Raw genomic sequence first — 25354 nt, 5'->3', positions numbered from 1 at the left:
TCATGGCGCGGCGCTCAGGCGCTCTGCGGGGCCTTGCCAGGCGATGCCGGGGCATCACCGCGACGGGCTTCTTCGGCAGCGGCCTGCTCGCTTTTGACCTCGGCGACCCAGACGCTGTGATGCTCGCGGGCCCAATTCTCATCGACCTCGCCCGAACCCATGGCATCGAATGCGCCTTGCATGCCGATTGTGCCGATATAAATGTGCCCCAGAATGACTACGATCAGCCCTTGGCTGAACACGCCATGCCAGAGCATGGCCAATTGCTGCTCCTGGAGCAGAGTGAGATCGGTCTGCAACTGAGTTCCAAAGATACTGTTGACGATGGCGAAGGTGTCGGCGAACAGGTGAGTCTGGAATGGGAACATCAAAATGATCCCCGACAAGCTTATCGACAGCCCGCCTAGAACGACGATCCAGAATATCAGTTTCTGCCCGGCATTGAATTTCTTGGCCGGCGGATGGGAATGCTTGGAGAACAAACCGCCAAGCTTCGCCACCCAGATGAGGTCGTACCTGTTGGGGAAATTGTGGACCACCCACAGGACGAAGGCCATGGCGAGACCGGCCATGAATCCGAAGGCGAGATAATTGTGCGCGAGTTTGCCCCATAGCGTGATGGTGGCGAACGAGTCGGGGCCGATCAGCGGTTTCAGTGCATGGCGCCCATAGAGCATGTTGAGACCCGACAGCGCCAAAACGATGAAGGTCGATGCCATCAGCCAATGGGCGAAGCGGTCGAACGCATTGAAACGCAAGATCCGGTTGGGGCTGGCGCCGGCCTCGATCTTGATTCGGCCGCGAAGCGCGAAGAACAACGCCAACACAATCACCATCCCGAGGAGCGCCCAGGCACCATAGGTGGCGATCGGTCCGTTGCGTAGCGCGCGCCAGTTCTCGCCCTCGGACTGGATTAGCACGCCGGCTTTCTTGTCGGGGACGGACACGTTGCCGGCCTTGCCCTGACGCATTTCGCGCCAGAGTTCGGCGTCGCTGGTGATTCCGGAAGATCCACCGGGAACGGCGCCCTGTTGCGCTTGCGCCACCGGATCGAGAAGCAAGGAACCGCCGACACCGACCGCTACCGCATAGGCAACGACCATGATCAGTCCGACGATGCCGAGGGCCCTACGGAAATTATTGCTGCGCCGCATGGTTATGCTTTCCCGTCTAGTTCGCATTTTGGTTCTGCGCGCGATGGCGCAGTTCATTGACCTGCTCGGCGCTGAGCGCCGCCGGCTTGTCATCCGGGTAGGCGCCCTTCTCGAGCGAAATCGTTCGGTTCTGCTCGTCCTCCCGGCAACCGGCAAGCGCGAGCCCGGCCGTCACCAGACATGCAATTACAAAGAGAGTTGATCTTCCGGTCGCCGTCATTTTCCACGCCTCATCTCTCGGACGGCCCTACGTCATGGAGCCCCACCCACGAAACATATCGCCACCCAACGAGCAATGTCACAAGAAAACGGGGAGGCCCTTTCGGGCCTCCCCTTTCTAGCTAAGACGTAGCGATCAACCGCCGGCCTTGAGCTGATAGGCGGTGCCCCAACCCCATGCACCGGACCCGAAGCCGCGGGCCACGACACGTTCGCGATAGATATTGGAAACGATGTCGCCGTCGCCGGCCAAGAGCGCCTTTGTCGAGCACATCTCGGCGCAAAGCGGCAGCTTGCCCTCGGCGAGTCGGTTGCGACCGTATTTCTGGAACTCGGCCGCGCTGTTGTCGGGCTCCGGTCCGCCACCGCAGAAGGTGCATTTGTCCATCTTGCCGCGGCTGCCGTAATTGCCTGCCTGCGGATATTGCGGCGCGCCGAACGGGCACGCGTAGAAGCAATAACCGCAACCGATGCAAAGGTCCTTCGAATGCAGGACCACGCCTTCCTCGGTCTGATAGATGCAATCGACGGGACAGACCGCGATGCACGGCGCGTCGGAGCAGTGCATGCAAGCGACCGAAATCGACCGCTCGCCCGGCTGGCCGTCATTGAGCGTGACGACGCGACGCCGGTTAATGCCCCAAGGCACCTCGTTCTCGTTCTTACAGGCCGTGACACAAGCGTTGCATTCGATGCAGCGCTCGGCATCACAAAGGAATCTCATTCGTGCCATGGTTCAGCTCCCTACGCTTTTTCGATGCGGCACAAGGTCGCCTTGGTTTCTTGCATGTTGGTGACCGAGTCATAGCCGTATGTCTGTACCGTGTTGCTGGCTTCGCCAAGGACATAGGGGTCCGCTCCCGCCGGGTACTTGTCGCGGAGATCGACCCCTTCCATGTGACCGTCCCAGTGGAACGGCATGAAAGCCACGTCACGGGCGACCCGTTCGGTGACCATCGCCATGACCTTGCCCTTTGCACCTTCCGGCCCATGCACCCAGACCATGTCACCGTCCTTGATGCCAAGGCTATTGGCGTTGAACGGATTGATCTCGACATACATGTGCTGCTGCAATTCGGCGAGCCACCGATTGGACCGGGTCTCGTCGCCACCGCCTTCGTATTCGACGATTCGACCCGATGTCAGAATCATCGGGAAGTCGGCGGTGAAGTCCTGCTCCTGGATCGACATATAGCGGGTCGGCAGACGGTACATCTGCCGGTCGGTATAGGTCGGGTAATCGGCAACAAGATCGCGCCGCGGGGTATAGAGCGGCTCGCGATGGGTCGGCACCGGGTCGGGGAAGGTCCAGACCACGCAACGGGCCTTGGCGTTGCCGAACGGGGCACAGCCATGCTTGATCGCAACCCGCTGGATACCTCCCGAGAGGTCGACTTTCCAGTTGGTCTTGTCGCCGGCAATGCCTTCGATCGTGGCCCGCTCGTCATCGGTCAGGTCACCGTCCCAGCCGAGCTGCTTGAGCATCGCCATGGTGAACTCGGGATAACCGTCCTTGATCTCCGAGTCCGCCGAATAGGCGCCCTCGGCGAGCAGGTTCTCGCCGTCCCGTTCGACCCCGAAACGGGCGCGGAAGGTCAGACCACCTTCGGCCACCGGCTTCGACATGTCGTAGAGGTTCGGCGTCCCGGGATGGTTCATCTCCGGTGGTCCCCAAGACGGCCACGGCAGCCCGTAATAGTCGCCGTCGCATGGCCCACCATTCGCCTGCAAGGTCGTGCGGTCGAAGGTATGCTGGTTGGCCATATGCTTCTTGAGGCGCTCCGGCGACTGGCCGGTATAACCGATCGTCCACATGCCGCGGTTGATCTCGCGCAGCACGTCTTCGACCAGCGGCTCGGTGCCGCTGACTTCGATGTTCTTGAACATGTCGTCGGCAAAACCGAGCTTTTGCGCCAGGAGATAGGCGATCTCATGGTCCGGCTTGCACTCGAACATCGGCTCGATGACCTTGTCGCGCCACTGGAACGATCTGTTCGACGCGGTCACCGAGCCATAGGTCTCGAACTGCGTCGCCGCCGGCAGAAGGTAGGTGCCGTCGGTGCGGTTGTGCATGACCGCGGTTGCCGTCGGATAGGGATCGATGACGACCAGGATGTCGAGTTTGTTCATCGCCTCGACCATGTCGAGACCGCGGGTCTGCGAATTCGGCGCATGGCCCCAGAAGACCATGGCCCGGACATTGTCGGGCTGGTCCATGTTCTCCTTGGCCTCGAGAACGCCGTCGACCCAGCGCGACACCGGGATACCCTTGGCGTTCATCAGCTCCTGAGAGGCGAAGCGATTGAACATGTCGTCGTAGTTGACATCCCAGACACGCGACCAGTGCTTCCAGGCCCCTTCGGAAAGACCGTAGTAGCCCGGCAAGGTGTTGCACAGCACGCCGAGGTCGGTCGCGCCCTGAACGTTGTCATGGCCGCGGAAGATGTTACAGCCACCGCCCGAGACGCCCATGTTGCCGAGGGCCAACTGCAGCACACAGTAGGCACGCGTATTGTTGTTGCCGTTGGTGTGCTGGGTCCCACCCATGCACCAGATCACGGTGCCGGGACGGTTGTTGGCCATCGTCCGGGCAACACGTCTGAGCTGCGAGCCCGGCACGCCGGTGACGCGCTCGGTCTCTTCCGGGTTCCAATTGTTCACTTCGTCGCGAATCTGTTCCATGCCCCAGACGCGCGCCTTGATGAACTGCTTGTCCTCCCAACCGTTGTCGAAGACATGCCAGAGGATGCCCCAGATCAACGCCACGTCGGTGCCGGAACGGAAGCGGACGTATTCATCCGAATGTGCCGCCGTCCTGGTGAACCGCGGATCACAGACGATCAGCGGCGCGTTGTTACGCTCCTTGGCTTTCATCAGATGGAGCAGCGACACCGGATGGGCTTCGGCCGGGTTGCCGCCGATGACAAAAATCGCGCGGCTGTTGTGGATATCGTTGTAGCTGTTGGTCATCGCGCCGTAGCCCCAGGTGTTGGCGACACCCGCGACCGTGGTCGAATGACAGATCCGCGCCTGATGGTCGACATTGTTCGAGCCCCAGAAGGCGGCGAACTTGCGGACCAGATAGGCCTGCTCGTTGCTGTGCTTGGCCGAGCCCAGCCAGTAGACCGAATCGGGGCCCGATTCCTCCTTGATCGACAGCATCTTGTCGCCGATCTCGTTGATCGCCTCTTCCCAGGTGATCTTGGTCCATTTGCCGTCGACCTGCTTCATCGGGTATTTCAGGCGACGTTCGCCATGGGCGTGTTCGCGCACCGCGGCGCCCTTACAGCAATGGGCGCCGAGATTGAACGGGCTGTCGAAGCCGGGCTCCTGACCGGTCCAGACGCCATTCTCGACCTCGGCAATGACCGTGCAGCCGACCGAGCAATGCGTGCAAACGCTCTTGATCAGTTCCTTGGGCCGCGCACCGGGACCCGGAATGTCCTGCGCCTTGGCAACCATGCCGCCGGAAAGCGTCGAAGCGGCGGCAATGCCACCGGCCGCCAGGCCGGAGCGCTTGAGGAACGTGCGGCGATCGATGGCACCGCCGGTCAGGCCCGCGAGCGACTTCGTCAACCGCGCGCCGCCTGTTGTTCCGTTGACCTTTTTTGTAAGCATTGGTCTCTCCTAACCGTTCGCGCGGGCGTTAAAATTTCGCCAGTTCATAGTATTTCTTGACGTGCGCGGTCTCTCGATAACCGCCGCCGCCGCTGAGTTCGTCGGGCGTCGCCGCCTCGGCCGAACCAATCCCCGTTGCCACCGCCGCGGCGCCGGCAACGCCGCCGAGTCCGGCGGCTCTCAAGAAGTCGCGTCGCTTGATCGATGTGATCTCTTTCTTGCTCATTTGTTCCACCTTGCTCTCACCTTCGTCTAAACGCGGCTACAGTGAATAAGCCGATGCGATCGCCACGATCTCGCGTCAGCTCACCATCTCAAATGCAGTTGCCTCGATATTCATAAAGACCCGGCCTATGGTTCCAACCGGCATATAGAATCTTGCCATTTCCGCCGCCTCGAGGTCCTCGAAAAAGCGCCCCGCCCATGGCGACAAGTGGGTCACGAAGAAATCTCGCTGCCCATAGAGATCGACCGGCGCACCGAAATCGCCGCCAATCAATCCCGCCATCATTTCGCAGACCGCGGCGATATGGTCCTCCGGCTCTTTAACATTGTTGGCGCGCGCGATCCCGCGCAGGTCCATATCGGCACGCAATTTCGCCAGCGGCTTTTCGTGAAGGAACCCGGTCAGATAGTACGACGCGAAGGGAATCAACTCGCCGCGGCCGAGGCCGATAAACAATGCGTTGTATTCGTCCTTGACGTCGGACGGTGTTACCCCGCGCGCGATCGCCGCCAACGCGCCGAGGGCCTGACCCATATCGGTATCGTCGCCCTCGAGACCGGCGGCCACGGCGAGCACGTCACGATCAGCTGGCATCGCCAAAAGGCGCCCCAGGAACCGATAATAATGAACACGTAGCGCGTCTTCTTCTGTTATGACGTGAGCGACCGAGCTGCCCGATTTGGTCATCGGGGTACCTACCTCCCAGAAATTCATCTTCTCGCCGACGTTTTGTCTTTTTTTCACCGGCGATTCACAAGGTACAGTACGGCTTGGGGCGGGGTCTAGAATTAATTCAAACTTAGGCTATTGCAACGCAACATTATTGCGCAACTGCGAACAACTGAGCGTTATCGGCAGCTCGGAAAAACATCAAACTTACGTATGGTCACATGAAAGATTGAGTGCATTTTGCCCATATTGCATCGCAATATCGTTCACGATTTTTCTATCGCGTCCGAGTCGTCGTTTTCTCCCGTATCGGCATTCTCCGCTACTGTCGCGTTTTCGACTTCGGTCGGTGCTTCCTCATCGGCCTCCGCGGCCTCGGTTGCACCGACATCGGCTTGCTCTATCGTCGGTTCCCGGGGCTCCTCCAGTTCGGCATCCGCAACCGCCGGCGCTTTGTCCTTCGCGTAGCCCTGCCCGACCTTATAGATCGATTTCAGCGACCCCTTGACGGCGAGGGCGGCGTCGGTGAAGTCCTCGCAATATTCATCGAGGCCATCCATTTCGCCGAATATCGGATTGCTCCGCCACAGCTTGCGCAGGGCTCGGGTGCGCAATTCCTCGGGCACCCCCTCTTTCATGAACACCCGGTAGTCGGATTGTTCGTCGAGCGAATCGATGTCGGGCAAGTCTTCGGGCGCGACGTCCGATTGCGAATTCGCGGTGTTCTCATCGATCTCGCCGGCGGCCGGCGCGGTGCCTTCCGGTGACTCGAGCGTTGCCGGGTCGCTTTCCTCGCGCCGGACAGCGTCCTTGCGTCGCGTCCAACGGCGGACAAAGGCATCGTCCTCAACCATCGTCACTCCCGTCGCCGCCCCTCGTCACCGGTGTTGTCGGCGGGCGATCGAAACCCGTCTTACGCGGATCGTAAGGTTTGCGTTTGCGCTTATGAAAGGGTTGGTCGACGTGATGCCGATCGACGAAGGCTTGCACCCAGGCGACCAAGCCACGATCCATCGGCACACCTTCGACGATGTCCTCACCGCTGTCGAGATAATCCTGCGCCTCATAGGGAGACGCCGTGACCAGAAACGGGAAGAAATCGTGCTCGGCCTCTTCCAGCGCCTCGCGCATGACAACATAAACCGACGGCGGGTTGGCAGACAGAGCAACCTTGTAGGCTTCGGTTTCACGGCGATGCAGTTCCAGCGGCAAAGTCGCGGCATGATAATGGGCCCAACCGTCGCCTTTGCGCAGCCTCTTCCAATATTCGGATTCGGGCGCGCCGGGGATGATCGCAACCGGACGCCACGCATATTTTTGCCACCGGTTATTGAGCTCGCGGCGCTCGACGACGATGCCGATTGGCATGCTGATCATGCGTTCAACGGTCATGCAATTCTCCGGCCGCTTCGCTTCGCCATTTCGCCTGGTCGCGGTCGCCGCCGCTGGTGCCGACAATTCTGCTTCGCGGCGATGGACTCCCGGTGCGACCCGCTTTAATTAAGGCGGCGCGTCGCATGACGCAACGGCCAAAGAAAGAAATCGGCCGAAGGGAGGATTATGGAGATCGGCGGCAAGAAGGTTCTCGTCTGCGACTGCGAAGCGACGATGACCCTCGACGGAAACAAGCTGGCCAAGGCCTGTGGTGCCCAATCGGCGGCCACGATCCATACCCAATTGTGCCGCGCACAGATCGAAAATTTCGAGTACGCGCTGGGCGACGGCGGCGGCGTGGTCGTCGCTTGCACCCAGGAATCGCCCCTCTTTCGCGAGACGGCGATGGAGGGCAAAAGCGAAACGCCGATAACCTTCACCAATATCCGCGAAAACGCCGGGTGGTCGGCGGAAGCAAGCGCGGCGACGCCGAAAATCGCGGCGCTGCTGGCCGAGGCGACCATTTCGGTACCGGGCGCGCCGTCGGTATCGATGTCATCCGAGGGTGTTTGCCTGGTCTATGGCCGTGACGAGGTCGCTTTGGCGGCGGCGCGCCAGCTGTCTTCCCGGCTCGACGTCACCCTGCTGCTGTCGAAACCGGGCGCGGTGATTCCACCGGCAATCATGGACATTCCCATCTTTGCCGGCACCATCGCATCCGCCCGCGGCCATCTCGGCGCCTTCGAAATCGTCGTCAATTCGTACGCGCCAATGATCGTTTCTTCGCGTCAGGAATTGGCGTTTCATGATTCGCGCGACGGCGCGGCCTCGAATTGTGATCTGATCCTCGACTTGAGTGGCGGCGATTCACTGTTCCCGGCGCCGGAAAAGCGAGACGGCTATTTCCGGCCGGACCCGAATGACCCGGTCGCTGTGCAACGGGTGCTGTTCGAACTCACCGACATGGTCGGCGAATTCGAGAAGCCGCGTTACGTCACCTACACACCCGAAATCTGCGCCCATTCACGCAGCGAGAAGACCGGCTGTACGCGCTGCCTCGACGTTTGTCCGGCGAGCGCCATTGCGCCAAACGGCGATCATGTCGAAATCGATCCCTATATCTGCGGCGGCTGCGGTGGGTGCCACAGCGTTTGCCCGACGGGAGCCGCTTCCTATGCGTTGCCGCCGCTCGAGATCGTGCTCGAGCGGCTGCGGACTATGCTCTCCGCCTATCATAAGGCAGGCGGCGAGCGCCCGGCTCTTTTGGTCCATGACGGTGAATACGGCAGCGAACTGATTTCGATGATGTCGCGGTTCGGACGCGGTCTGCCCGCGCGCGTTATTCCCTTCGCGGTCAACGAAGTGACTCAGATCGGCTTTGAGTTTCTTTCGGCAGCACTCGCCTATGGTGCCGAGCGGGTGTTCATCCTGGTGCCGCCGCGACGGCGGGACGAACTCAGCGGGCTGGCGGGCCAGATCGGCCTTGCCGAAGCGGCGGCCAGTGGTCTCGGTTACGGCGGCGGGCGGGTCGCCGTTCTCGATGAAACCGACCCCGATGCGGTTGAGGCGGCGCTCTATGCGCAGCCGCAAATGGCGCCCATGACACCGGGCACGTTCCTTGCCATGGGCAACAAGCGCAACGTCATCACGCTGTCGTTGGACCATCTTCACAAGCATGCGCCGGAACCGATCGATCTGCTGCCACTACCCCACGGCGCTCCGTTCGGCCACGTTTCGGTCGACACCCAAGGCTGCACCTTGTGCCTCGCCTGTGTCGGCGCCTGCCCCACCGGGGCGCTTATCGACAACCCGGATAGGCCGCAGCTGAGTTTTCAGGAGGCGGCCTGCATCCAGTGTGGTTTGTGTCAATCGACATGCCCCGAATCGGTAATTTCGCTGCAACCGCGGTTCAACTTCACCGAGGAGGCCCGGCGTGCCCTCGTCGTCAAGGAAGAGGAGCCCTTTAACTGTGTCCGTTGCGGCAAACCCTTCGGCACCAAGAGTTCGATCGAACGCATCGTCGAAGAGCTCGGCGGCCGCCACGCCATGTTCAAGGACGCGCAGGCGACCGAACGGCTTAAAATGTGCGACGATTGCCGGGTCATCGTGCAGTTCGAGGCCGGCGACGACCCGTTCGGCGGGGCGCCGCGGCCGCGCGTGCGTACCACCGAGGATTATCTCCGCGAACCCGAAATCGAGAAGGCGCGTCAAGACCTGCTCTCGCAGCGCAAGGACGAAGCGGGGGAGGACGGGGACTAGGGATCGCGTTTCCGATCGTGCGATCAATCGATGACCGAGGAAATTTTCTGGCAGAACCCCTATCTGACGCGGCTCGAGACGCGGGTCACCGGCGTCGAGGACCTCGACGTGACGGTCGCCGCGACCAATTTCTACGCCGAGTCCGGCGGTCAGGAGAGCGATGCCGGTACCATCGCCGGCCACCGCGTTACCCGCGCCCGCAGGCGTGACCGGGACATCGTCTACACGCTCGACAGCGATCACGGCCTCCGCGTCGGCGACCCGGTCACGATCGAGATCGAGTGGGCGCGGCGCTACCGGCTGATGCGGTTGCACTTCGCGGCTGAAATTGTATTGGAGCTCGCTTACCGGCGATTCGAGGCAATCGAAAAAATTGGCGCCCACATCGCGCCCGATAAGGCACGCATCGATTTCGCTTGGGACGATAACCTGTCCATGGACCTTGCGACGCTCGCCGAACAGGCAGCGGCAATCGTGATGTCCGATCAAGCAATCGTCAGCGCGTTCAGCGATGCGGCGACCGAACGGCGCTATTGGCAGATCCGCGAGTTCCCGCCGGTCGCCTGCGGCGGCACACACCTCAGGCGAACAAGCGAAGTCGGTGAAATATCGCTCAAACGCAAGAACATTGGCCGGGGCAAGGAGCGCATCGAGATCTACGTCAAGGACCCGATCTGAGAGTCTCGATTATTGCCCGGGAGGTGTCTGGTTGTTGCCGCCGGCGAGGTCGCGGCACATCGCTACGGCGCGGGCCTTGAACTGAAGCGCTTGGCGGCCGCTGATCGTCCCTTCGGCGGCCATGGAATCGATGTCCACCGCCCGTTCGGTGAAACATTGGCGATAGGCGACGTCTTCAAGGGCGCCGACGTCTTCCGCCGGCCACAGATCCGCGCGGTGGATATAGGCCAGCGCGCCCGCCGCCGCCACGGCGCACAGCACGGCGGTTCCACGTGCCCATCCGGTATCGAGAAAACCGACCTTATCCGCTTGCCCCATGATGCTGCGCACTATATCTAATCGGAAACCGGGGTGACAGCGCGACCCGCCGGGCACAAGTCAGGTATGGCCGGCCCTTCGAACCGGTAAGAATTGTTGAAGCGCGCCGCGGAGAGGGTATGGCCGACGACGTATCACTTATCGACCCTTGCGAACGCCCAATCACGTATTTGCGTGTATCGGTGACGGACCGGTGCGATTTTCGATGCGTCTACTGCATGGCCGAGGACATGACGTTCTTGCCCAAGGCGGACCTGCTGACATTGGAAGAACTGGACCGGATGTGCACCGCTTTCGTCCATTTGGGCGTTCGCAAGCTGCGCATTACCGGCGGCGAGCCGTTGGTTCGACGCAACGTCACATCCCTATTCCGCAATCTCGGACGCCACCTCGACACGGGTAAACTCGAAGAACTGACGCTGACGACGAACGGCAGCCAATTGTCGAAGTATGCCGGCGATCTTTACGACGCTGGCGTAAGGCGGATCAATGTCTCGCTCGATACATTGGACGACGCCAAGTTTGCCGAAATCACCCGTTGGGGCAAACTCGACAAGGTGCGCGAGGGTCTCGCCGCGGCCCAGGAGGCCGGGCTCGGCGTCAAGATCAATACCGTGGCGCTCAAGGGCGTCAACGACATGGAATTCGACCAACTCATCGAGTGGTGCGGTGCCGAGGGTTTTGACCTCACCTTCATCGAGGTCATGCCGATGGGCGATATCGGCGGCGAATCGCGGCTCGATCAGTACCTGCCGCTGTCGATGGTACGCGCCGAGATCGAGAAGTCGTGGACTCTCACCGACATCGACTACCGCAGCGGCGGGCCGGCGCGTTACGTCACCGTCGGCGAGACCGGCCGCAAGATCGGCTTCATTACGCCGCTTACCCACAACTTCTGCGAATCGTGCAACCGCGTGCGATTGACTTGTACCGGCACTCTATATATGTGCCTCGGACAAGAGGACGCGGCGGATTTGCGGACCCCGCTGCGCGCCAGCGAGGGCGACGATATTCTGGTGTCGGCGATTCACGAGGCAATCGGCCGCAAGCCCAAGGGCCATGATTTCGTCATCGACCGGCGCCACACCGGCCCCGCGGTCGGTCGCCACATGAGCGTGACCGGCGGCTAACCCGTTTTCCGCCTTGACGACTATTCGCCACCTTTGACCTCGATCGCGCAGCGGTCGATATCGAGGCAGCGGAAATAGTCTTGGTTGGTCAGAGCACCCACGCTTTTCGAAAACCCGGTCAGCTTGAGACCATCGATACCGATTTTGAGGTCGTAGGACAGACCGGGGCTGTCATACCGCCCTTCCTCAAGCCGGGCGCACAGCAGGCGGGTTATCGGCGTCTCCAGGTTGAGGTCGGGTACCTCGACCTGATAGACCGAAGCGACGCCACGGCCATATTCGCCGCCCCATTTCAGCCATGCCACCGCCGGCACTTCGAGATGATGATTGACGCTGGCGACGTAAGAGCCGGGAATCGACGAAAAGAACGCCTCGCAAGATTTTTCGGCGGCGGCTGGCGAGGCGGCAATACACAACACGGCTACGGTCAACGCGAAGATACGCATTCTTGCACCTTCAAATCGGTTCCTTGGCGGGTCCCGCCATGATCCCCGACAGTATGCCTGCTTGACGCGGTCGCGAACAGGGCGCGGACACCGTTTCGTCTAGGTATCCGTGGCATCGAGCCAGGATTCGACAAGAAACCGCGCGATCGAATCACGACGCGGCAGCTTCGGACCGTCGCCGTCGTCACCCCACTCGCCAAAATTCCGCACCTCTTTCGGCGTGAACCAGCGCGCCTCGTCGAGCTCGTCGTCATCGAGGCGAATCGCCGTCGATGCGGCCTGCGCGCGGAAGCCCAACATGATCGAAGCCGGGAACGGCCACGGCTGCGAGCCCTGATAGGCGACATCGCCGATGACCACCCCGGTCTCCTCGAAGACCTCTCGGACCACCGTTTCCTCGAGGCTCTCTCCGGGTTCGACGAAGCCGGCCAGGGTCGAGTAAAGACCAGCGGGCAGACGCACATGATGCCCCAAGAGGCAGCGCGGTGTGCCACCATCGAGGGGGCAGTGCTCGACCAGCATGATGACCGCCGGGTCGGTGCGCGGGAAGGTCTGGCGGCCACAATCCCCGTTGGTGCACGCTCTGATGTGGCCACCGTCCCGGCTTTTCATCACCGCCCCGCACGACGCACAGAACCGTTGCCGCCGGTGCCAATACGCCATCGCCCGCGCGTAGGCCATGATCCCGGCATCATACCCGCTCAGATGCGGCCCGACCTGGCGCAAATCGACAAACGCCCCGGTGCCCACCAGGTCGACCGCCTGGTGCTCGTGCGGAACGTCGATGTCGACGGCAAAGACCGCGGTATCGCCGTCGAGGCCGAGGAACACAGTCACGGATGATGCTTTCAAGATCGCCGCCGCAAGGGGTCCCGAGCGGAAGTCCGCGGAAGGGGTCGCGTCGTTATCCATCCCGGCGACCAGGTTTCGATCACGCCAAACCGGTACGAAGACCGTATCCGGCCGGGACAGCCGGTCCGAGACCCAGGTCGGGTCCTTGCGTGAGATGGCGGCGCGGTCGAGCCGCGCACCGGCATAACTCAATCGCTCGCGTGTCGCTTTCGTCACTGTCATCGGCGGCCGCGCCGGAATAGACCGAGTGCGCACACCATGCCACCGGTCACGGTCGACAGTCCGGCGATCTCGAGCCATGTCGGCACTTCGCCGAGAATTGGAAACGCGAACAAGACAGCGAGCGCCGGCACCAGCGCCGCGAAGACCGCGCCGCGCCCGGCGCCAAACACGGCCACCGCCCGCGTATAGAATAGCAGCGCCAGAATGCCGACAGCGACGCCCTGGAATACGCCTTGGAAAAGTATTTCGGACAGCGGCGCTTGAAAGAGATTGGTGGCGCCGAAGATCAGATAGGGCGGCAGATAGACCACCATCGACAAAACCGACACCAGCGCTGTCGCGTGCAGCGGGTCAACGGACCAAAGGCGTGTGCCGACGGTGTAGATGGCCCACAGCAGCCCCGCAATCCCGAACATCAGGTGTCCGATCCATTCTTCGCTGCCGCCTCCGGCGCCCCACCGGTCCCATCCGATTAAAACGACACCGGCCATAATCCCCGCCAATCCGATCAGCCGTACGGCATCGGGCCGATCGCGCAGCACCAGCCAGCCACCAATAGTGGCGGCGCTTAACATGAAACTGGGAATGATGACACCGCCGTGACCGGCGGGGGCGAACGAGAAACCGCCGACGCCGATCAACACGTAAGGGGCGCCGGCGCCAAAAGTGAGCAAACATGCGCCGGTCCAGCCAACACCGGCGATGCCGCGGCGCCAGAACAAAGGCAGCAAGAGGATGCCCGCAACGACGAACCGAAGGGCGGTGATGTCGTAGGCATTCAGGCTCTGTTCGACACCGAGCCGAGACAGCACGGGCCACGCACCCCAAATGATCGCGGCAATAATGCCATAAACGACCGCGGTTACGACCGCGCGTCGATCGGGCTCGAATATCGGCTCGTGCTTGTCGCCATCCCGTCTCGATCCTGTTGCCACTGTCATGGCATGTCCTTGTTAGCTGAGCATGCGTGGGCGGCCAAAACGCCGTCCCGCAGCGGCCCGCGGCCGCATCGAAACATAGCTCTCCAATCGATCCGTTCGTAGTTACAAATCATCAGAAATTCGACTATTTTCAGCGCGATTTACCGCAATAACGCATATATACTGCGCAAATGGACGCATTAGACGAATATGACACCAAGATCCTCAATCTCCTGCAGGCCAACAATCGTCTGACATCGGAGGCCATTGCGAATGCCGTCGCGCTGTCGCCCACGGCCTGCCAACGGCGGATCAGGCGGCTCAGGGACTCCGGCGTCATCGCAGCCGAGTTTGCCGTCCTCGACCCCGAAAAGTTGGGCGGTATGTTGACGGTCATCGTCCAAGTCGTGCTCAAGCGCGGCGGCGCTCATACCGTCGACGCGTTCAAGCGCGACGTACGAGGGATCCCTGAAATCCAGCAATGCTATTACGTCACGGGAGAGTACGACTTCGTCCTCATCGTTACCGCAAAGGACATGGCCGATTACGACCGGTTGACCCGCGGTGTCTTTTTCGAAAATACCAACATTGAAAAATTCCACACCATCGTCGCCATTCAGAACGTCAAGGTCGGCCTCCGAATACCGCTGTAGAGATCGGCGCGGCAGGTTCGAGGCGGCTACTTGATCAACACGCGGTGGGAAAACGATCTTCCGTCCGAAATTGTCAGCTGGCTGTAGCCAAGCAATTTGAGGAGATCGAAGAAGGTGAAGATGTCCTCGACCTTGTGCTCGCGGAAAAACGGCGTCCGGCGAGCGACGGCCGACAACATGGCGAGCAATCCGCGAGCCCGATAGAGAGTGTCGAACGCACCCTCATAGAGGCTGACGATAATCATCTTTTCGCCCTCCTCGCCTTTCGCGAACATCGCATATTGCGGCGGGTAGGTTTGGCCATATTGCTCAGCGGTCACCGTATTGACGAACTCCAGACGCATATGCCGATCCGCATTGAGCAGAGTGCGCGAACGGGCGACGTATTCCTCCTCGGTCTGGGCCGGAGGGTAGTAGTAGCCGGCGTGGCGATCGGCGGCGACCGCGTCAGGTGCACTTGTCACAACAAGAAAAACGACCGCGAGCGCTATCGTCGAGAAAATCGGTTTCATTGCCATCACCAATATCCGAGTTCATCCTAAAGGGGTTATAGCGGGCCCGCCCACCGCTCGACGACAAAAAATCGAAAACCGTCGACGCTGGCGCTCGCCGGCATCGGCGCTATACTTCATCCTAACCACGGTCGCAGCGTCTCAAACGTCCGAAACGAACATGGCAGAAACGACTATCGCCTTCGTGGCGTCGGAGGCCGAGCCGGCCCAGCGCGCCCTAGAGGAATTGGTATCGCGGTACGGGCAGGCCGAGCCGACCGCGGCGGACGTCATTGTCGCGCTCGGCGGCGACGGCTTCATGCTCGAAACGCTGCACGCGAACCTCCATGCGGGCGTTCGGATCTACGGCATGCATCGTGGCAGCGTCGGCTTCCTGATGAACGAGTACGAATTCGAAGACCTGCCCGATCGCATCCAATCGGCGAAGCCGGTCGTGCTGCATCCGCTGCGCATGATCGCCACCACGATTGACGGCCAATCAGTCGATGCACTTGCCTTCAACGAGGTCTCGCTGATCCGCGAGAGCCGACAGGCGGCAAAGATCGAGATTCAGATCGATGGCGTGATACGGTTGCACGAGCTGGTCTGCGATGGCGTGATCGTCGCTACGCCAGCCGGCAGCACCGCCTACAATTTCTCCGCACAAGGACCGATCATCCCGATCGGTGCAGGGCTGCTGGCGGTCACGCCGATCAGCGCGTTCCGCCCCCGCCGTTGGCGCGGCGCCCTGATCCCGCACCTGGCACGGGTGACGTTTCGGATCCACGAAGGCAACAAGCGGCCGGTCAGCGCGACCGCCGATTATACCGAAGTCCGCGACGTCGCCGAGGTCGAGGTCCGCGAAGATCGCGAGGTAGCGATAACGCTCCTTTTCGACGCGGAGCACAATCTCGAGGAACGTATCCTCAACGAGCAATTTCTGGCCTAGGGTATCCAAAGACATGAACACCGCGAGTTCGACGTCGCTCGACATGATCAAGAAATTGATTGCCTTCGATACGACGAGCCACAAATCGAATCTGGAATTGATTCAATTCATTCGTGACTACCTTGCGGAAAGCGGCATCGACAGCACGCTCTATAAGGACGAGACGGGTGAGAAGGCCAACCTTTATGCCACTCTGGGGCCGGACGACCGCCCCGGCATCGCGTTGTCGGGCCATACCGACGTCGTTCCGGTTGCCGGGCAAGATTGGTCGAGTGATCCCTTCGTCGCCGTCGAACGGGACGGCCGCATCTATGGCCGCGGAACTTGCGACATGAAGAGCTTTATCGCCGTTGTCCTGGCCAAGGTTCCCGATTTTCTCGCCCGCGGACTCGAGACCCCCATCCATCTCGCTTTTTCCCATGACGAGGAAATCGGCTGCCTGGGTGTGCGGTCGCTGCTCGCCGGGTTGGAACGATTGCCGATTCGCCCGGCCGGTTGCATCGTCGGCGAACCCACCGACATGAAGGTCATCCGCGGTCACAAGGGCAAGCTCAGCATGCAGTGCCATGTGCGCGGACTGGCGGCGCACTCGTCTTTGGTCGAGCACGGCGTCAACGCCATCGAAAACGCCGCCGCCGTTGTCGGGTATCTCAGCGCGATGGCCGAGCGATTGCGGCGTGAGGGGCCGCATGACGAGGGCTACGATCCGCCCTATACCAGCGTTCACACCGGGATCATAAACGGCGGCACACAGCTCAATATCATCCCACAGGATTGCATGTTCGAATTCGAGTTCCGCAATCTGCCGGGCAACGACCCACAGGCCCTCATGGCCGAAATCCGCAAGTTCGTGGAGGAGGAAATCGAACCCGCGATGCGTGACGTCGACCCGGATACCGGATTCAGATGGCAGCCGCTCTCCGGATTTCCCGGGCTGGATACGCCGGAAAATGCGGAAATCACCCTCCTCGCAAAAGCGCTCGCCGGCGCCAACGATACCCGCAAAGTATCTTTCGGAACCGAGGCAGGCTTGTTCAGCGACAGTGGAATCCCAGCGGTCGTCTGCGGCCCCGGCAGCATCGAGCAAGCCCACAAGCCGGACGAGTTCGTGAGCCTCGAACAGGTCGCCCGCTGTGACCAATTTCTCGACCGGTTGATGGATCGCGTGGGTTCCGTGTAGGCAAAAAACACTCTTCTGATTCAATGCTGCGATCAAAATATAGTAGATTTTCGGCACCATTTTTCCCATATGTAGTCAAATTGCGCCGCAACCCGAATTTGGATCACGGCGTCAAATCATAACATCGGAGGGTTCGACATGTTCCTAGACGGTGCCACAATTTTCGTTCTCGTTCTTGTTGTCTTCGCCATCGTTTTGATCGCGATGGCGGTAAAGATTGTGCCCCAGGGTCACGAATTTACCGCCGAGCGATTCGGCCGCTTTACGCGAACATTGCGGCCCGGGTTCCATCTTATCGTGCCGTTCATGGACCGCATCGGCGCCAAGATGAACATGATGGAGAACGTCCTCGACGTGCCGACGCAAGAGATCATCACCAAGGACAACGCGATGGTCGCCGCCAACGGAGTCGTCTTCTTCCAAGTCTTGGACGCGGCAAAAGCGGCTTACGAAGTGCGCCGCCTGGAGTTCGCGATCCTCAATCTGACCATGACCAATCTGCGCACCGTCATGGGGTCTATGGATCTCGACGAACTGTTGTCCAAGCGCGACGAAATCAATGCCCGCCTGCTTGCCGTGGTCGACGACGCGACCACGCCGTGGGGGGTCAAGGTGACGCGCATCGAGATCAAGGACATCGCGCCGCCGACCGACCTGGTCGATGCGATGGCGCGGCAAATGAAGGCCGAGCGCGAAAAGCGTGCCCAGATTCTCGATGCCGAGGGCGATCGCCAGGCCGCGATCCTGCGCGCCGAGGGCGAGAAGCAGTCCGCGATCCTGCAGGCCGAAGGGCGCCGCGAGGCGGCGTTCCGCGACGCCGAAGCGCGCGAACGTGAGGCTCAGGCCGAGGCCATGGCGACGTCGGTCGTATCGTCGGCGATCGCCGAAGGTGACATCCAGGCGGTCAATTACTTCGTGGCGCAGAAATACGTCGAGGCGTTGGGAAGTTTTGCCGCTTCGCCCAATGAGAAGCTGCTGATACTCCCGGTCGAATCGTCGAGCATCATTGGTTCGCTCGCCGGCATCGCCGAGATCGCCAAGGAGACCTTCACCAAGCGCGAGGTGGCGTAATGGAGCTCGTGGCCTGGTTTGAACAGACAAGATTTTGGCACTGGTTCATACTCGCCTTCCTTCTTGTCGGGTTCGAAATGCTGGTGCCCGGCACCTACCTGCTCTGGCTCGGCATCTCGGCAGGCGTAGTAGGCGTTGTCGTGCTGGTTCTCCCCGATCTCGCCTGGCAGGTGCAACTCGCTCTGTTCGCCATCGTGTCCGTCGCCGCCGTTGTCGCCTCCCGAATATGGATCCGGCGCCATCCCATCGAAACCGAGCAGCCGGCGCTCAATCGCCGTGGCGAACAATATGTCGGCCGCACCTTCACCCTGACCGAACCGGTCAGCAACGGCGAGGGACGACTCCGGGTGGACGATACGACGTGGAAAGTGCGCGGCGAGGACGTGGAGGCCGGCGCGCGCGTCCGCGTCACCGGGGCCGACGGTACCGTGCTGAAAATCGAGCCGGTTTAAAGCGCCAAGTGTTCTAGGTGCGGTGCACGGTATCCGGCGAAGACGCTTCGCTAGCGCGTCGACGCAGCGACCGGTCACGATAGCGAAAGAACGCCCAGCCGATCAACAGGACAAATATCGCCCCGCAGAGCTTCAGGATGCCGGTTAGCAAAGGCGGATTTTCAATGACCATGGTGATCGGCATTGGAAACGGCACCCGCTGATTGACTTCGGCCCAATCGATAACACGGCCCCAGTTGAAGAAGCTGTATCGCGTGAAATAAGGGTTATCGATCCGGATCGGGGTCCCACCGCCAAAGTGGAAGGACATCGAAACCAGCTCGGACACCGGCTTCGCGTTTTGCCGGCTCCATTCACGGAAATCGCCGGGCGCCCCGATGCTGTCCACGAGGTACCACTTCTCGCCGTCCCGATAGGCGACGGCGGTATGCACGAATTTCGGCCCGATCATATTGATCCGTGTCGCCGGCACACCCTGGCTGATCAGCATATTGACGATGACACGCGACGCCTCGCCGCAAAATCCGCGTGCCTTCGACCACGTCTCCCACGCCGTCTCGCGCAGAAACGGGCGGTCCCGCGCGCCGTAGGATTCGGCGCTGCGGTCGATGGTCAAACGGCGGTGGACGGCATCGCTGTAGGCGCGCGCGAGCTCCGACGCCGTCGCCGATCCCTTGGCGAGGTCCACGGCCAAGACATCGATACGCGATTTCTCCTCGGCAAAGCGATAGAAGTCCGGCGCAACCAAGGCGGCCGTCGCAACCAGCCACAGAACGAGGGCCCATATCCTCATCGCCGATGCATCGTCAAAACGTCACACCAAATTCGCTTCGCCCTGGTCATACACATTTTACCGATAATCCGCCATCGACGACGAGCTCGGTCCCGGTCACGTATTTGGCTTCGTCCGACGCGAGGAACAAAGCCGCGTAGGCGACATCCCATGCGTCACCCATGCGGCCCATCGGACATTGTTCGTTCCTGACCCGCAACATTTCGTCGATATCGCCGCCAGCGTAGATGTCCTTGAGCGGCTCACGGATCATCGGCGTGTCCAATAGGCCCGGCAGGATCGCATTGGCGCGAATGTTTCGGTCGGCGTACTCGAGCGCGATGCTGCGGGTGAATGGGACGATCGCACCCTTGCTCGTCGCATAGGTCAGATAGGGGATCCCGGCCCATCGTATCCCGGCCACCGACGATATGTTGACGATGGCGCCGCCGCCTTGCGCCACCATATGCGGCACCACCGCCTTGCAGGTCATGAACATGCCGCGCAAATTGACCGCCATCACGCGGTCCCAGTCATTGCTCTCTACTTCTTCAAGGCCGCCGACCTCGACGATTCCGACATTGTTATGCAGGATATCGATCCTACCGTAGCGTTCGATGCAGCCGTCGACCATGGCGCGGATCTGTTCGTCGTCAGCGATGTCGGCGCAATGCGCCGCGCATTCCCCGCCCTCATCGGCAATGATGGAGCAGGTCTCCTCGGCCGCTTGCAGGTTACGATCGACCGCGAAAACCCTGGCGCCCTCCCGCGCATAGAGTACGGCGGCGGCCTTTCCATTGCCCCAGCCGGCACCCACCGACCCGGCGCCGACAACGCACGCCACTTTGTCCTGAACCCGTCCCATGTGTCCTCTGCGGCCTTTCCGTTCTCAATATCGACGAGAGGATACAATGCGACGCGGCCCGCCAGAAGTCTTTCGGCGGGCCGCGATTCTTGCGATCGGATTTGGGAGCTTAACTTCGAACCATGAGTCGATAGTCGGGGGTCGGGTTGAGCGGGCAGGAATAGACGTAGTCGCCTTCTTCGAGTTCGACCACGTAGTCCTTCGTCGTCCCCACCGCCAATCCGCCGCCGGAAACGCTAACTTTGGTCAGCTTGTGCAAGGGGTTGGCCCAGTTGTAGTCGTGCTCGCGCAGCCAGAACCCCAACTCGTAGGGCACGTCCTTGTTGGTCACGCGGAAGACATACTTGCCGGGCTTGAGCTCGAGCACCTTGGCCTTTTCCAGGCGCTCGTCGCCGGTGCGGGCGTTGATCTTATTACAATCGTCCGCCGACTGGGGCATGAAGCCGTGATTGACGCCGTTTTCCGATTCGACGAATTGGCAGCCGATCTGGGTGAGCTCGATGACGACCGGATCATTTGCTGCGTATGCAAAACTCGTAGCCGAAACCGCCAGAGCGCCGGCGGCGAGTATCATCGGGACGGGATTCGTGCGCATTTCTACCTCTTTCGAACAGGTTGGCGAGCGATGGATTTCTCTCCTAGCCGCTGATATGGCGCGGTCGCGGCCGAATGAAAATCACGTTCCCGTATGCGCCTTGTGATAGCCGGTGCGCGGCGGCGGACGGTTAACCTCGATCCATGGCCCGCGTCGCGTCGGCGACGTGCTGCGCGAGTTCACCGACCAATGGCGGAGCGATGATCGAATGGTGAGTGCCATCCATTTCAATGGTACGCACGGTTCCTGACACGAAGGCGCCCCAGCCAAGGCCGGCATCACCATAGATGCGGCGCGTTTCCTCGCTGGTAATCACGACCGCATCACCGTGAAAAACTTGCGGCCGGTAAAGCCGAGATGCCTGGGCAAACTCAATCCTCAGCTGATCCCACATCGGATCTCGTTCCGGCCGTGGGCCAGCGAGCCTATGGCCGATGCTCCTCAACAGACCTCGCTCCAAGCTCCTCCGCATCAATCCTGTGAGTCGGGTCTGGATCAGCTTGGCCGCGTCACCGGGCGGTCGGCTGAAAACATCGCGCATATGCGATCTGAGGACCGCGGGCCTCGACAAGGCTCGTTGGGCGGGATCGACGAGGATGAGGCCATCGATTTCACAACCGGCACGGCTCAGACACTGCGCGATTTCGAAGGCAATGACCGCGCCTATGCTGTATCCGCAAATGCGAAACGGACCACGGCCATGTCGTTGTTGCATCATCGTCGCATATGTCGCGGCAATGTCTTCGACGATCAGCGGTCGCGGCCAAGAATCCCGCCCCGGCGCGTATCTGATTCCGAAGAACGGTTGATCGCGATCGAGCAGGCCGGCGATCGGCATTGCGAAGATGATCTCGCCGCCCCGGCCGTGAACGAAATACAAGGGCGGCTTGGAACCGCTGTCATTGAAAAAGACGAGACCGGGATGCGCCGATTCCGCATCGGGCCGCTCCAGGCGCCGGGCAAGTTCTCGCGGCGTCGGCGCCTCGACAATCAACGACGGCGGCAATGCGATTCCCCAGGTATTCTCGATCTCGGCAAATACCGTGACCACCATGAACGAATCGCCGCCGAGGTCGAAAAAATTATCGGCGACTCCGATCGGCGCGAGATTCAGCAGGCGCTCCCACACCATCACCAACCATCGCTCGATATCGGTACGCGGAAGTTCGTGGGGCGGCAAGAAATCCGGCCGCGGGAGGACCGCCGGATCTGATGATTCGATCGCTTCGATCACCATAGCTCAGAAACCTCGGCAGATGCGCTGGCCGACGGAAAGGATCGGCTGTACGCGACAGCCAGCCACAGCCGGCGGCAAGCTTCCTTGTGGAGTTTCGCAATGCCTCACGCCGAGGATCCCCTTAACGTCCCGAGATATTCATAGGCGAATGTCGCCGCACCGAGCAAGACCCCGGCAACGCTTGCCACGATGCCGGGTAGCGACGAGAAATCCGGATAAAGGGCAAGAATTCCGGCAACGAGCAAGAAAATGCGGCTTGTGTAGCCAAGCCGCCCGCCGAGATAGCCCGCCATCGCGGCCGAGATCAACCATATGCCGGCGGTCGCGCAAACAACCACAAAGATAATTTCACCTGGGCTCCCATAGCCAATGAGCGCCGGCGTCAAGACAAAGACGAACGGCAGAATGAAAGCCGACCAGCCAAACCTGATCGCCGTCAAGGCCGTGCGAACGAAATTCGTGCCCGCGAGGCTAGCGGCGGCGAAAGCGCCGAACGCGATGGGTGGCGTGATCATCGACATCATGCCGAAATAGAGCACGAAAAGATGCGCCGCGATCGGTTCGACACCGAGTGCCACGAGGTCGGGTGCGATCAACGTTGCAAGCAGGATGTATATTGCCGAGGTCGGCAACCCCATGCCGAGAAAGATGCAAGCCGACGCCGTGAGAATTAGGAGTAGCGGTAAATTGTCGGGCCCCGAATTATACAGGTACATGCCGAACGAAAAGGAAAGCCCCGAGGCATCCAGGGTTCCCAGGACGGCACCGGCGCCGCAGCCGACGATGATGATCGGCAAGGATTGGTAGACGGCCGAAGTCAATGACTTCAGGATTTCTATGACGGTCGCTCGCCGGCCCCGATACGCAAAGATGCGGGCAAGAACAATCAGAACGACGGTTCCGGTCAATGCGGCCCATTGTGGGCTGCGGTTGAATAGGACGAGTGCGGTAATGATTGTCGCCAGCGGAACAAGGAAATGCCAGCCATCGAGAAGAATGGCACCGACATTGCGGCTTCCGCTTTCGGGCGGTCGCCCAATGCCGAGGCGCGCAGCGATGAGATCGGCCTGAATGAACAGGGCTACGAAATAGAGGACCGCGGGAATTGCCGCGGCCGCGACAACCTCGGTGTAGGATACACCGAGGAATTCGATCATGAAGAAAGCGGCCGTTCCCATCACCGGCGGCATCAATTGGCCGCCGGTCGACGCCACCGCTTCGATGGCGGCAGCCGTGCGCGCCGGAAACCCCGCGTGGCGCATCATAGGGATCGTGAAGGCCCCGGTCGTCATCACGTTCGAGACGACACTCCCCGAAACCGAGCCGAACAGGCCTGAGGACAGGACCGCGACCTTCGCCGCCCCGCCCCGGCGCCGTCCGGTAATGGCACCGGCAAGATCGGTCATGAATGCGCCGCCGCCGCCGGTCGTGAATACATGGCCAAAGAATACGAACGGCACGACGATACTGGAGACAATAACCAGGGGGCGGCCAACCAACGAATTCGGGCTGAGCAAAAGGTAGCCGGCTAAGATGTCCGCGGATGTTGACAGCGCCTGAATCGCGCCCGGGAGATAGTGCCCAAAGAGCGCGTAGATGATCATGACGGCGAGGAGTATCGCCAAGCCGGTCCCGACGGTTCGACGCATCGCTTCGAGGACGACCACCAGCATAAGGCCGCCAACGATTGCGGCCTCAACGCGCCGATTGTAGAGGTTCTCGACCAAATTCGAATAGTCGGCCGCAACATACAGCGCCGCGGCGGCGCCCACGGCACCCAAAACGGCGTCCGGCCAGATGATGCGCCGGCCTCTAAAGCGGAACGGCCGCACGAATAGGAAGATTAGGATGAATGCGATCGCAAGACAGGTTGCCGCCAGTTGCTCAGGCAGTAAGGGCACGCCAATTCGGCGCGGCAATTCCAGCGCCCACACAACCAACAAGACCAGAAAGCACGCCGCCAGCAGGGCAGCCCAAGGACCGTGTGACTTCGCGACCTCTGTGGCAGGGAGAGCGGGCTCGGCAGGTTCCGTATCGTCTAGTTCCGGTCCTGCCACAAACCAACTTCCTTATAGAACTTGATCGCCCCCGGGTGGTACGGCACGCCGATATCCGGCGCCATTTGCTCCGGGTCGAATCCGTTGAAAGCCGGCACCGCCGCCGCAAGATCCGCCTTGTTTCCATAGGTCGCCTTGGCGATCTTGTAGGCAACGTCATCGGGCATCGATTCGCTCGCAAAGAAGAAGAACTTGTAACCCAGCACATTGATCGGCTCGAGAACTCCGGCCATCCGCGGACCCGGCTCGGCGGTCGCTATCTCCGCGACCGGAATGAACCGGCGCAAGGCCTCCATGGCCGCCGGCGCGTCGCTAATCGGCAGGACGCGCAAGTCGCCGTAGCGACGCTCGAATTCGATCAACGCCGAGGAACCGATCACGGCGATGATCGCGTCGATAATACCGCGCCCGAAAAGATCACGGCCCTCGCTGAAATGGGTGATCGGCACGGCGGTAACATCGGCCATCGTCAGTCCGGCGTTGGCCAGCAGGCCGTCCTGCAAGACCGGACCGATTTTCGCCGCCCCATACCCGCTGGGAAGTCTCTTTCCCTTGAGATCCGCGACCGAACCGATACCGCTATCGGCCATGACCGCGAACGCGACACGAAACGGATAGGTCGCCGTGATCAAGCGAATATTGGGATTGGGGTGACCGTCAAACGTGCCCGTCCCATGATAGGCAAAACCGAGTTCGAGCGCGTTTGCGACGCCGCCCAAGAGCTCCCCCGCGTTGACCAGCGGCACGTATTGCGATGAGCCGCGAAACGGCTGGACGCGAATATCGAGGCCCTCGTGCCGATTGGCCACCTTGGCGATCGCCGTCGCCATGGCGTTCAAGGGCTGCCCGGTGGGAGATCCCCCAACCGTGATCGGTTCCGCACGCGCCACCGACGACACGACGACGGCAAAAACCAGACTGACCGCAAGACGCTGCCACATCACAGA

27 protein-coding genes are annotated in these 25354 nt (G+C 61.1%); 8 read left to right on the top strand and 19 right to left on the bottom strand.

Annotated elements, in window-relative coordinates; translation table 11 throughout:
- Positions 1-14: 14 nt before the first annotated feature.
- From GY791_16140 to GY791_16105, 8 genes are all read right to left on the bottom strand, one after another.
- A complete protein-coding gene (locus tag GY791_16140; protein MCP4329958.1) occupies positions 15-1103 on the bottom strand; it encodes a formate dehydrogenase subunit gamma in 1089 nt (362 codons plus the stop codon).
- A gap of 67 nt (positions 1104-1170) precedes the next feature.
- Complete coding sequence (locus GY791_16135) at positions 1171-1374, bottom strand: hypothetical protein (GenBank protein MCP4329957.1); 204 nt, start codon at positions 1372-1374, stop codon at positions 1171-1173.
- 135 nt (positions 1375-1509) lie between these two features.
- Positions 1510-2106: a 4Fe-4S dicluster domain-containing protein gene (locus GY791_16130; protein MCP4329956.1), complete on the bottom strand. Its 597-nt coding sequence runs from the start codon at positions 2104-2106 to the stop codon at positions 1510-1512.
- 11 nt (positions 2107-2117) lie between these two features.
- The gene (locus GY791_16125; protein ID MCP4329955.1) at positions 2118-4991 is read right to left on the bottom strand and encodes a formate dehydrogenase subunit alpha; all 2874 of its coding nucleotides are present in this window, start codon (positions 4989-4991) and stop codon (positions 2118-2120) included.
- A 28-nt stretch (positions 4992-5019) separates the two neighbouring features.
- Positions 5020-5217: a twin-arginine translocation signal domain-containing protein gene (locus tag GY791_16120; GenBank protein ID MCP4329954.1), complete on the bottom strand. Its 198-nt coding sequence runs from the start codon at positions 5215-5217 to the stop codon at positions 5020-5022.
- A gap of 75 nt (positions 5218-5292) precedes the next feature.
- Positions 5293-5904 (bottom strand): molecular chaperone TorD family protein, encoded by a 612-nt coding sequence (locus tag GY791_16115; protein ID MCP4329953.1) that lies wholly within the window; start codon positions 5902-5904, stop codon positions 5293-5295.
- Positions 5905-6152: 248 nt separating this feature from the next.
- Positions 6153-6740: a DUF3306 domain-containing protein gene (locus GY791_16110; GenBank protein ID MCP4329952.1), complete on the bottom strand. Its 588-nt coding sequence runs from the start codon at positions 6738-6740 to the stop codon at positions 6153-6155.
- Entirely contained in the window at positions 6733-7278 is a 546-nt protein-coding gene (locus tag GY791_16105) for a DUF3305 domain-containing protein (protein MCP4329951.1), read from the bottom strand. Before GY791_16105 ends, GY791_16110 begins: the two co-directional genes overlap by 8 nt.
- A gap of 168 nt (positions 7279-7446) precedes the next feature.
- On the opposite strand from GY791_16105, the gene GY791_16100 reads away from it, so the two are divergent.
- Complete coding sequence (locus GY791_16100; protein ID MCP4329950.1) at positions 7447-9519, top strand: 4Fe-4S dicluster domain-containing protein; 2073 nt, start codon at positions 7447-7449, stop codon at positions 9517-9519.
- A gap of 30 nt (positions 9520-9549) precedes the next feature.
- A complete protein-coding gene (locus GY791_16095; protein ID MCP4329949.1) occupies positions 9550-10197 on the top strand; it encodes an alanyl-tRNA editing protein in 648 nt (215 codons plus the stop codon).
- A gap of 9 nt (positions 10198-10206) precedes the next feature.
- Here the strand turns inward: GY791_16095 and GY791_16090 are convergent, their stop codons facing one another.
- Positions 10207-10515, bottom strand: coding sequence for a hypothetical protein (locus GY791_16090; GenBank protein ID MCP4329948.1), 309 nt, complete (start codon positions 10513-10515; stop codon positions 10207-10209).
- Between the two features lie 119 nt (positions 10516-10634).
- Between GY791_16090 and moaA the strand changes: the two genes are divergently transcribed.
- Positions 10635-11645, top strand: a complete 1011-nt coding sequence (moaA, locus tag GY791_16085; protein MCP4329947.1) for a GTP 3',8-cyclase MoaA — start codon at positions 10635-10637, stop codon at positions 11643-11645.
- Between the two features lie 20 nt (positions 11646-11665).
- Here the strand turns inward: moaA and GY791_16080 are convergent, their stop codons facing one another.
- From GY791_16080 to GY791_16070, 3 genes are all read right to left on the bottom strand, one after another.
- Positions 11666-12091, bottom strand: coding sequence for a hypothetical protein (locus GY791_16080; GenBank protein MCP4329946.1), 426 nt, complete (start codon positions 12089-12091; stop codon positions 11666-11668).
- 99 nt (positions 12092-12190) lie between these two features.
- On the bottom strand, positions 12191-13165 hold the full coding sequence (gene nudC / locus GY791_16075; GenBank protein MCP4329945.1) for an NAD(+) diphosphatase: 975 nt from the start codon (positions 13163-13165) through the stop codon (positions 12191-12193).
- Complete coding sequence (locus GY791_16070; GenBank protein ID MCP4329944.1) at positions 13162-14106, bottom strand: DMT family transporter; 945 nt, start codon at positions 14104-14106, stop codon at positions 13162-13164. Before GY791_16070 ends, nudC begins: the two co-directional genes overlap by 4 nt.
- Positions 14107-14276: 170 nt before the next feature.
- Between GY791_16070 and GY791_16065 the strand changes: the two genes are divergently transcribed.
- The gene (locus GY791_16065; GenBank protein ID MCP4329943.1) at positions 14277-14738 is read left to right on the top strand and encodes an Lrp/AsnC family transcriptional regulator; all 462 of its coding nucleotides are present in this window, start codon (positions 14277-14279) and stop codon (positions 14736-14738) included.
- 26 nt (positions 14739-14764) lie between these two features.
- Here GY791_16065 and GY791_16060 read toward each other — a convergent pair whose 3' ends face one another.
- A complete protein-coding gene (locus GY791_16060; protein ID MCP4329942.1) occupies positions 14765-15256 on the bottom strand; it encodes a molybdopterin-guanine dinucleotide biosynthesis protein A in 492 nt (163 codons plus the stop codon).
- 154 nt (positions 15257-15410) lie between these two features.
- Here GY791_16060 and GY791_16055 point away from each other — a divergent pair, with 154 nt between their 5' ends.
- The 4 genes from GY791_16055 (at position 15411) to GY791_16040 (ending at position 18881) form a co-directional block, all read left to right on the top strand.
- Entirely contained in the window at positions 15411-16178 is a 768-nt protein-coding gene (locus GY791_16055) for an NAD kinase (protein MCP4329941.1), read from the top strand.
- A gap of 13 nt (positions 16179-16191) precedes the next feature.
- On the top strand, positions 16192-17358 hold the full coding sequence (argE, locus tag GY791_16050; protein ID MCP4329940.1) for an acetylornithine deacetylase: 1167 nt from the start codon (positions 16192-16194) through the stop codon (positions 17356-17358).
- A gap of 138 nt (positions 17359-17496) precedes the next feature.
- Positions 17497-18429 (top strand): SPFH/Band 7/PHB domain protein, encoded by a 933-nt coding sequence (locus GY791_16045; protein ID MCP4329939.1) that lies wholly within the window; start codon positions 17497-17499, stop codon positions 18427-18429.
- Positions 18429-18881 (top strand): NfeD family protein, encoded by a 453-nt coding sequence (locus GY791_16040; protein MCP4329938.1) that lies wholly within the window; start codon positions 18429-18431, stop codon positions 18879-18881. The genes GY791_16045 and GY791_16040 overlap by 1 nt, the downstream gene beginning before the upstream one ends.
- Positions 18882-18894: 13 nt before the next feature.
- On the opposite strand, the gene GY791_16035 is transcribed toward GY791_16040, so the two are convergent.
- The 6 genes from GY791_16035 to GY791_16010 all read right to left on the bottom strand — a co-directional run bounded on the left by GY791_16035 (position 18895) and on the right by GY791_16010 (position 25348).
- A complete protein-coding gene (locus GY791_16035; protein ID MCP4329937.1) occupies positions 18895-19674 on the bottom strand; it encodes a hypothetical protein in 780 nt (259 codons plus the stop codon).
- A 46-nt stretch (positions 19675-19720) separates the two neighbouring features.
- Complete coding sequence (locus tag GY791_16030) at positions 19721-20518, bottom strand: SDR family oxidoreductase (protein MCP4329936.1); 798 nt, start codon at positions 20516-20518, stop codon at positions 19721-19723.
- A gap of 109 nt (positions 20519-20627) precedes the next feature.
- Positions 20628-21113, bottom strand: a complete 486-nt coding sequence (locus GY791_16025) for a hypothetical protein (protein MCP4329935.1) — start codon at positions 21111-21113, stop codon at positions 20628-20630.
- 130 nt (positions 21114-21243) lie between these two features.
- Positions 21244-22350 carry a hypothetical protein gene (locus GY791_16020; GenBank protein ID MCP4329934.1) on the bottom strand — a complete coding sequence of 369 codons (1107 nt, stop codon included), beginning with the start codon at positions 22348-22350 and terminating at the stop codon, positions 21244-21246.
- 104 nt (positions 22351-22454) lie between these two features.
- Positions 22455-24407 (bottom strand): TRAP transporter fused permease subunit, encoded by a 1953-nt coding sequence (locus GY791_16015; protein ID MCP4329933.1) that lies wholly within the window; start codon positions 24405-24407, stop codon positions 22455-22457.
- Positions 24389-25348, bottom strand: a complete 960-nt coding sequence (locus GY791_16010; GenBank protein MCP4329932.1) for a TAXI family TRAP transporter solute-binding subunit — start codon at positions 25346-25348, stop codon at positions 24389-24391. Before GY791_16010 ends, GY791_16015 begins: the two co-directional genes overlap by 19 nt.
- Positions 25349-25354: the final 6 nt, after the last annotated feature.

The sequence above is a fragment of the Alphaproteobacteria bacterium genome, from assembly GCA_024244705.1.
Classification (GTDB): Bacteria; Pseudomonadota; Alphaproteobacteria; order JAAEOK01; family JAAEOK01; genus JAAEOK01.
Note: the sequence above shows the minus strand (reverse complement) of the source record. Positions and strands in the feature narration are given on the sequence as shown.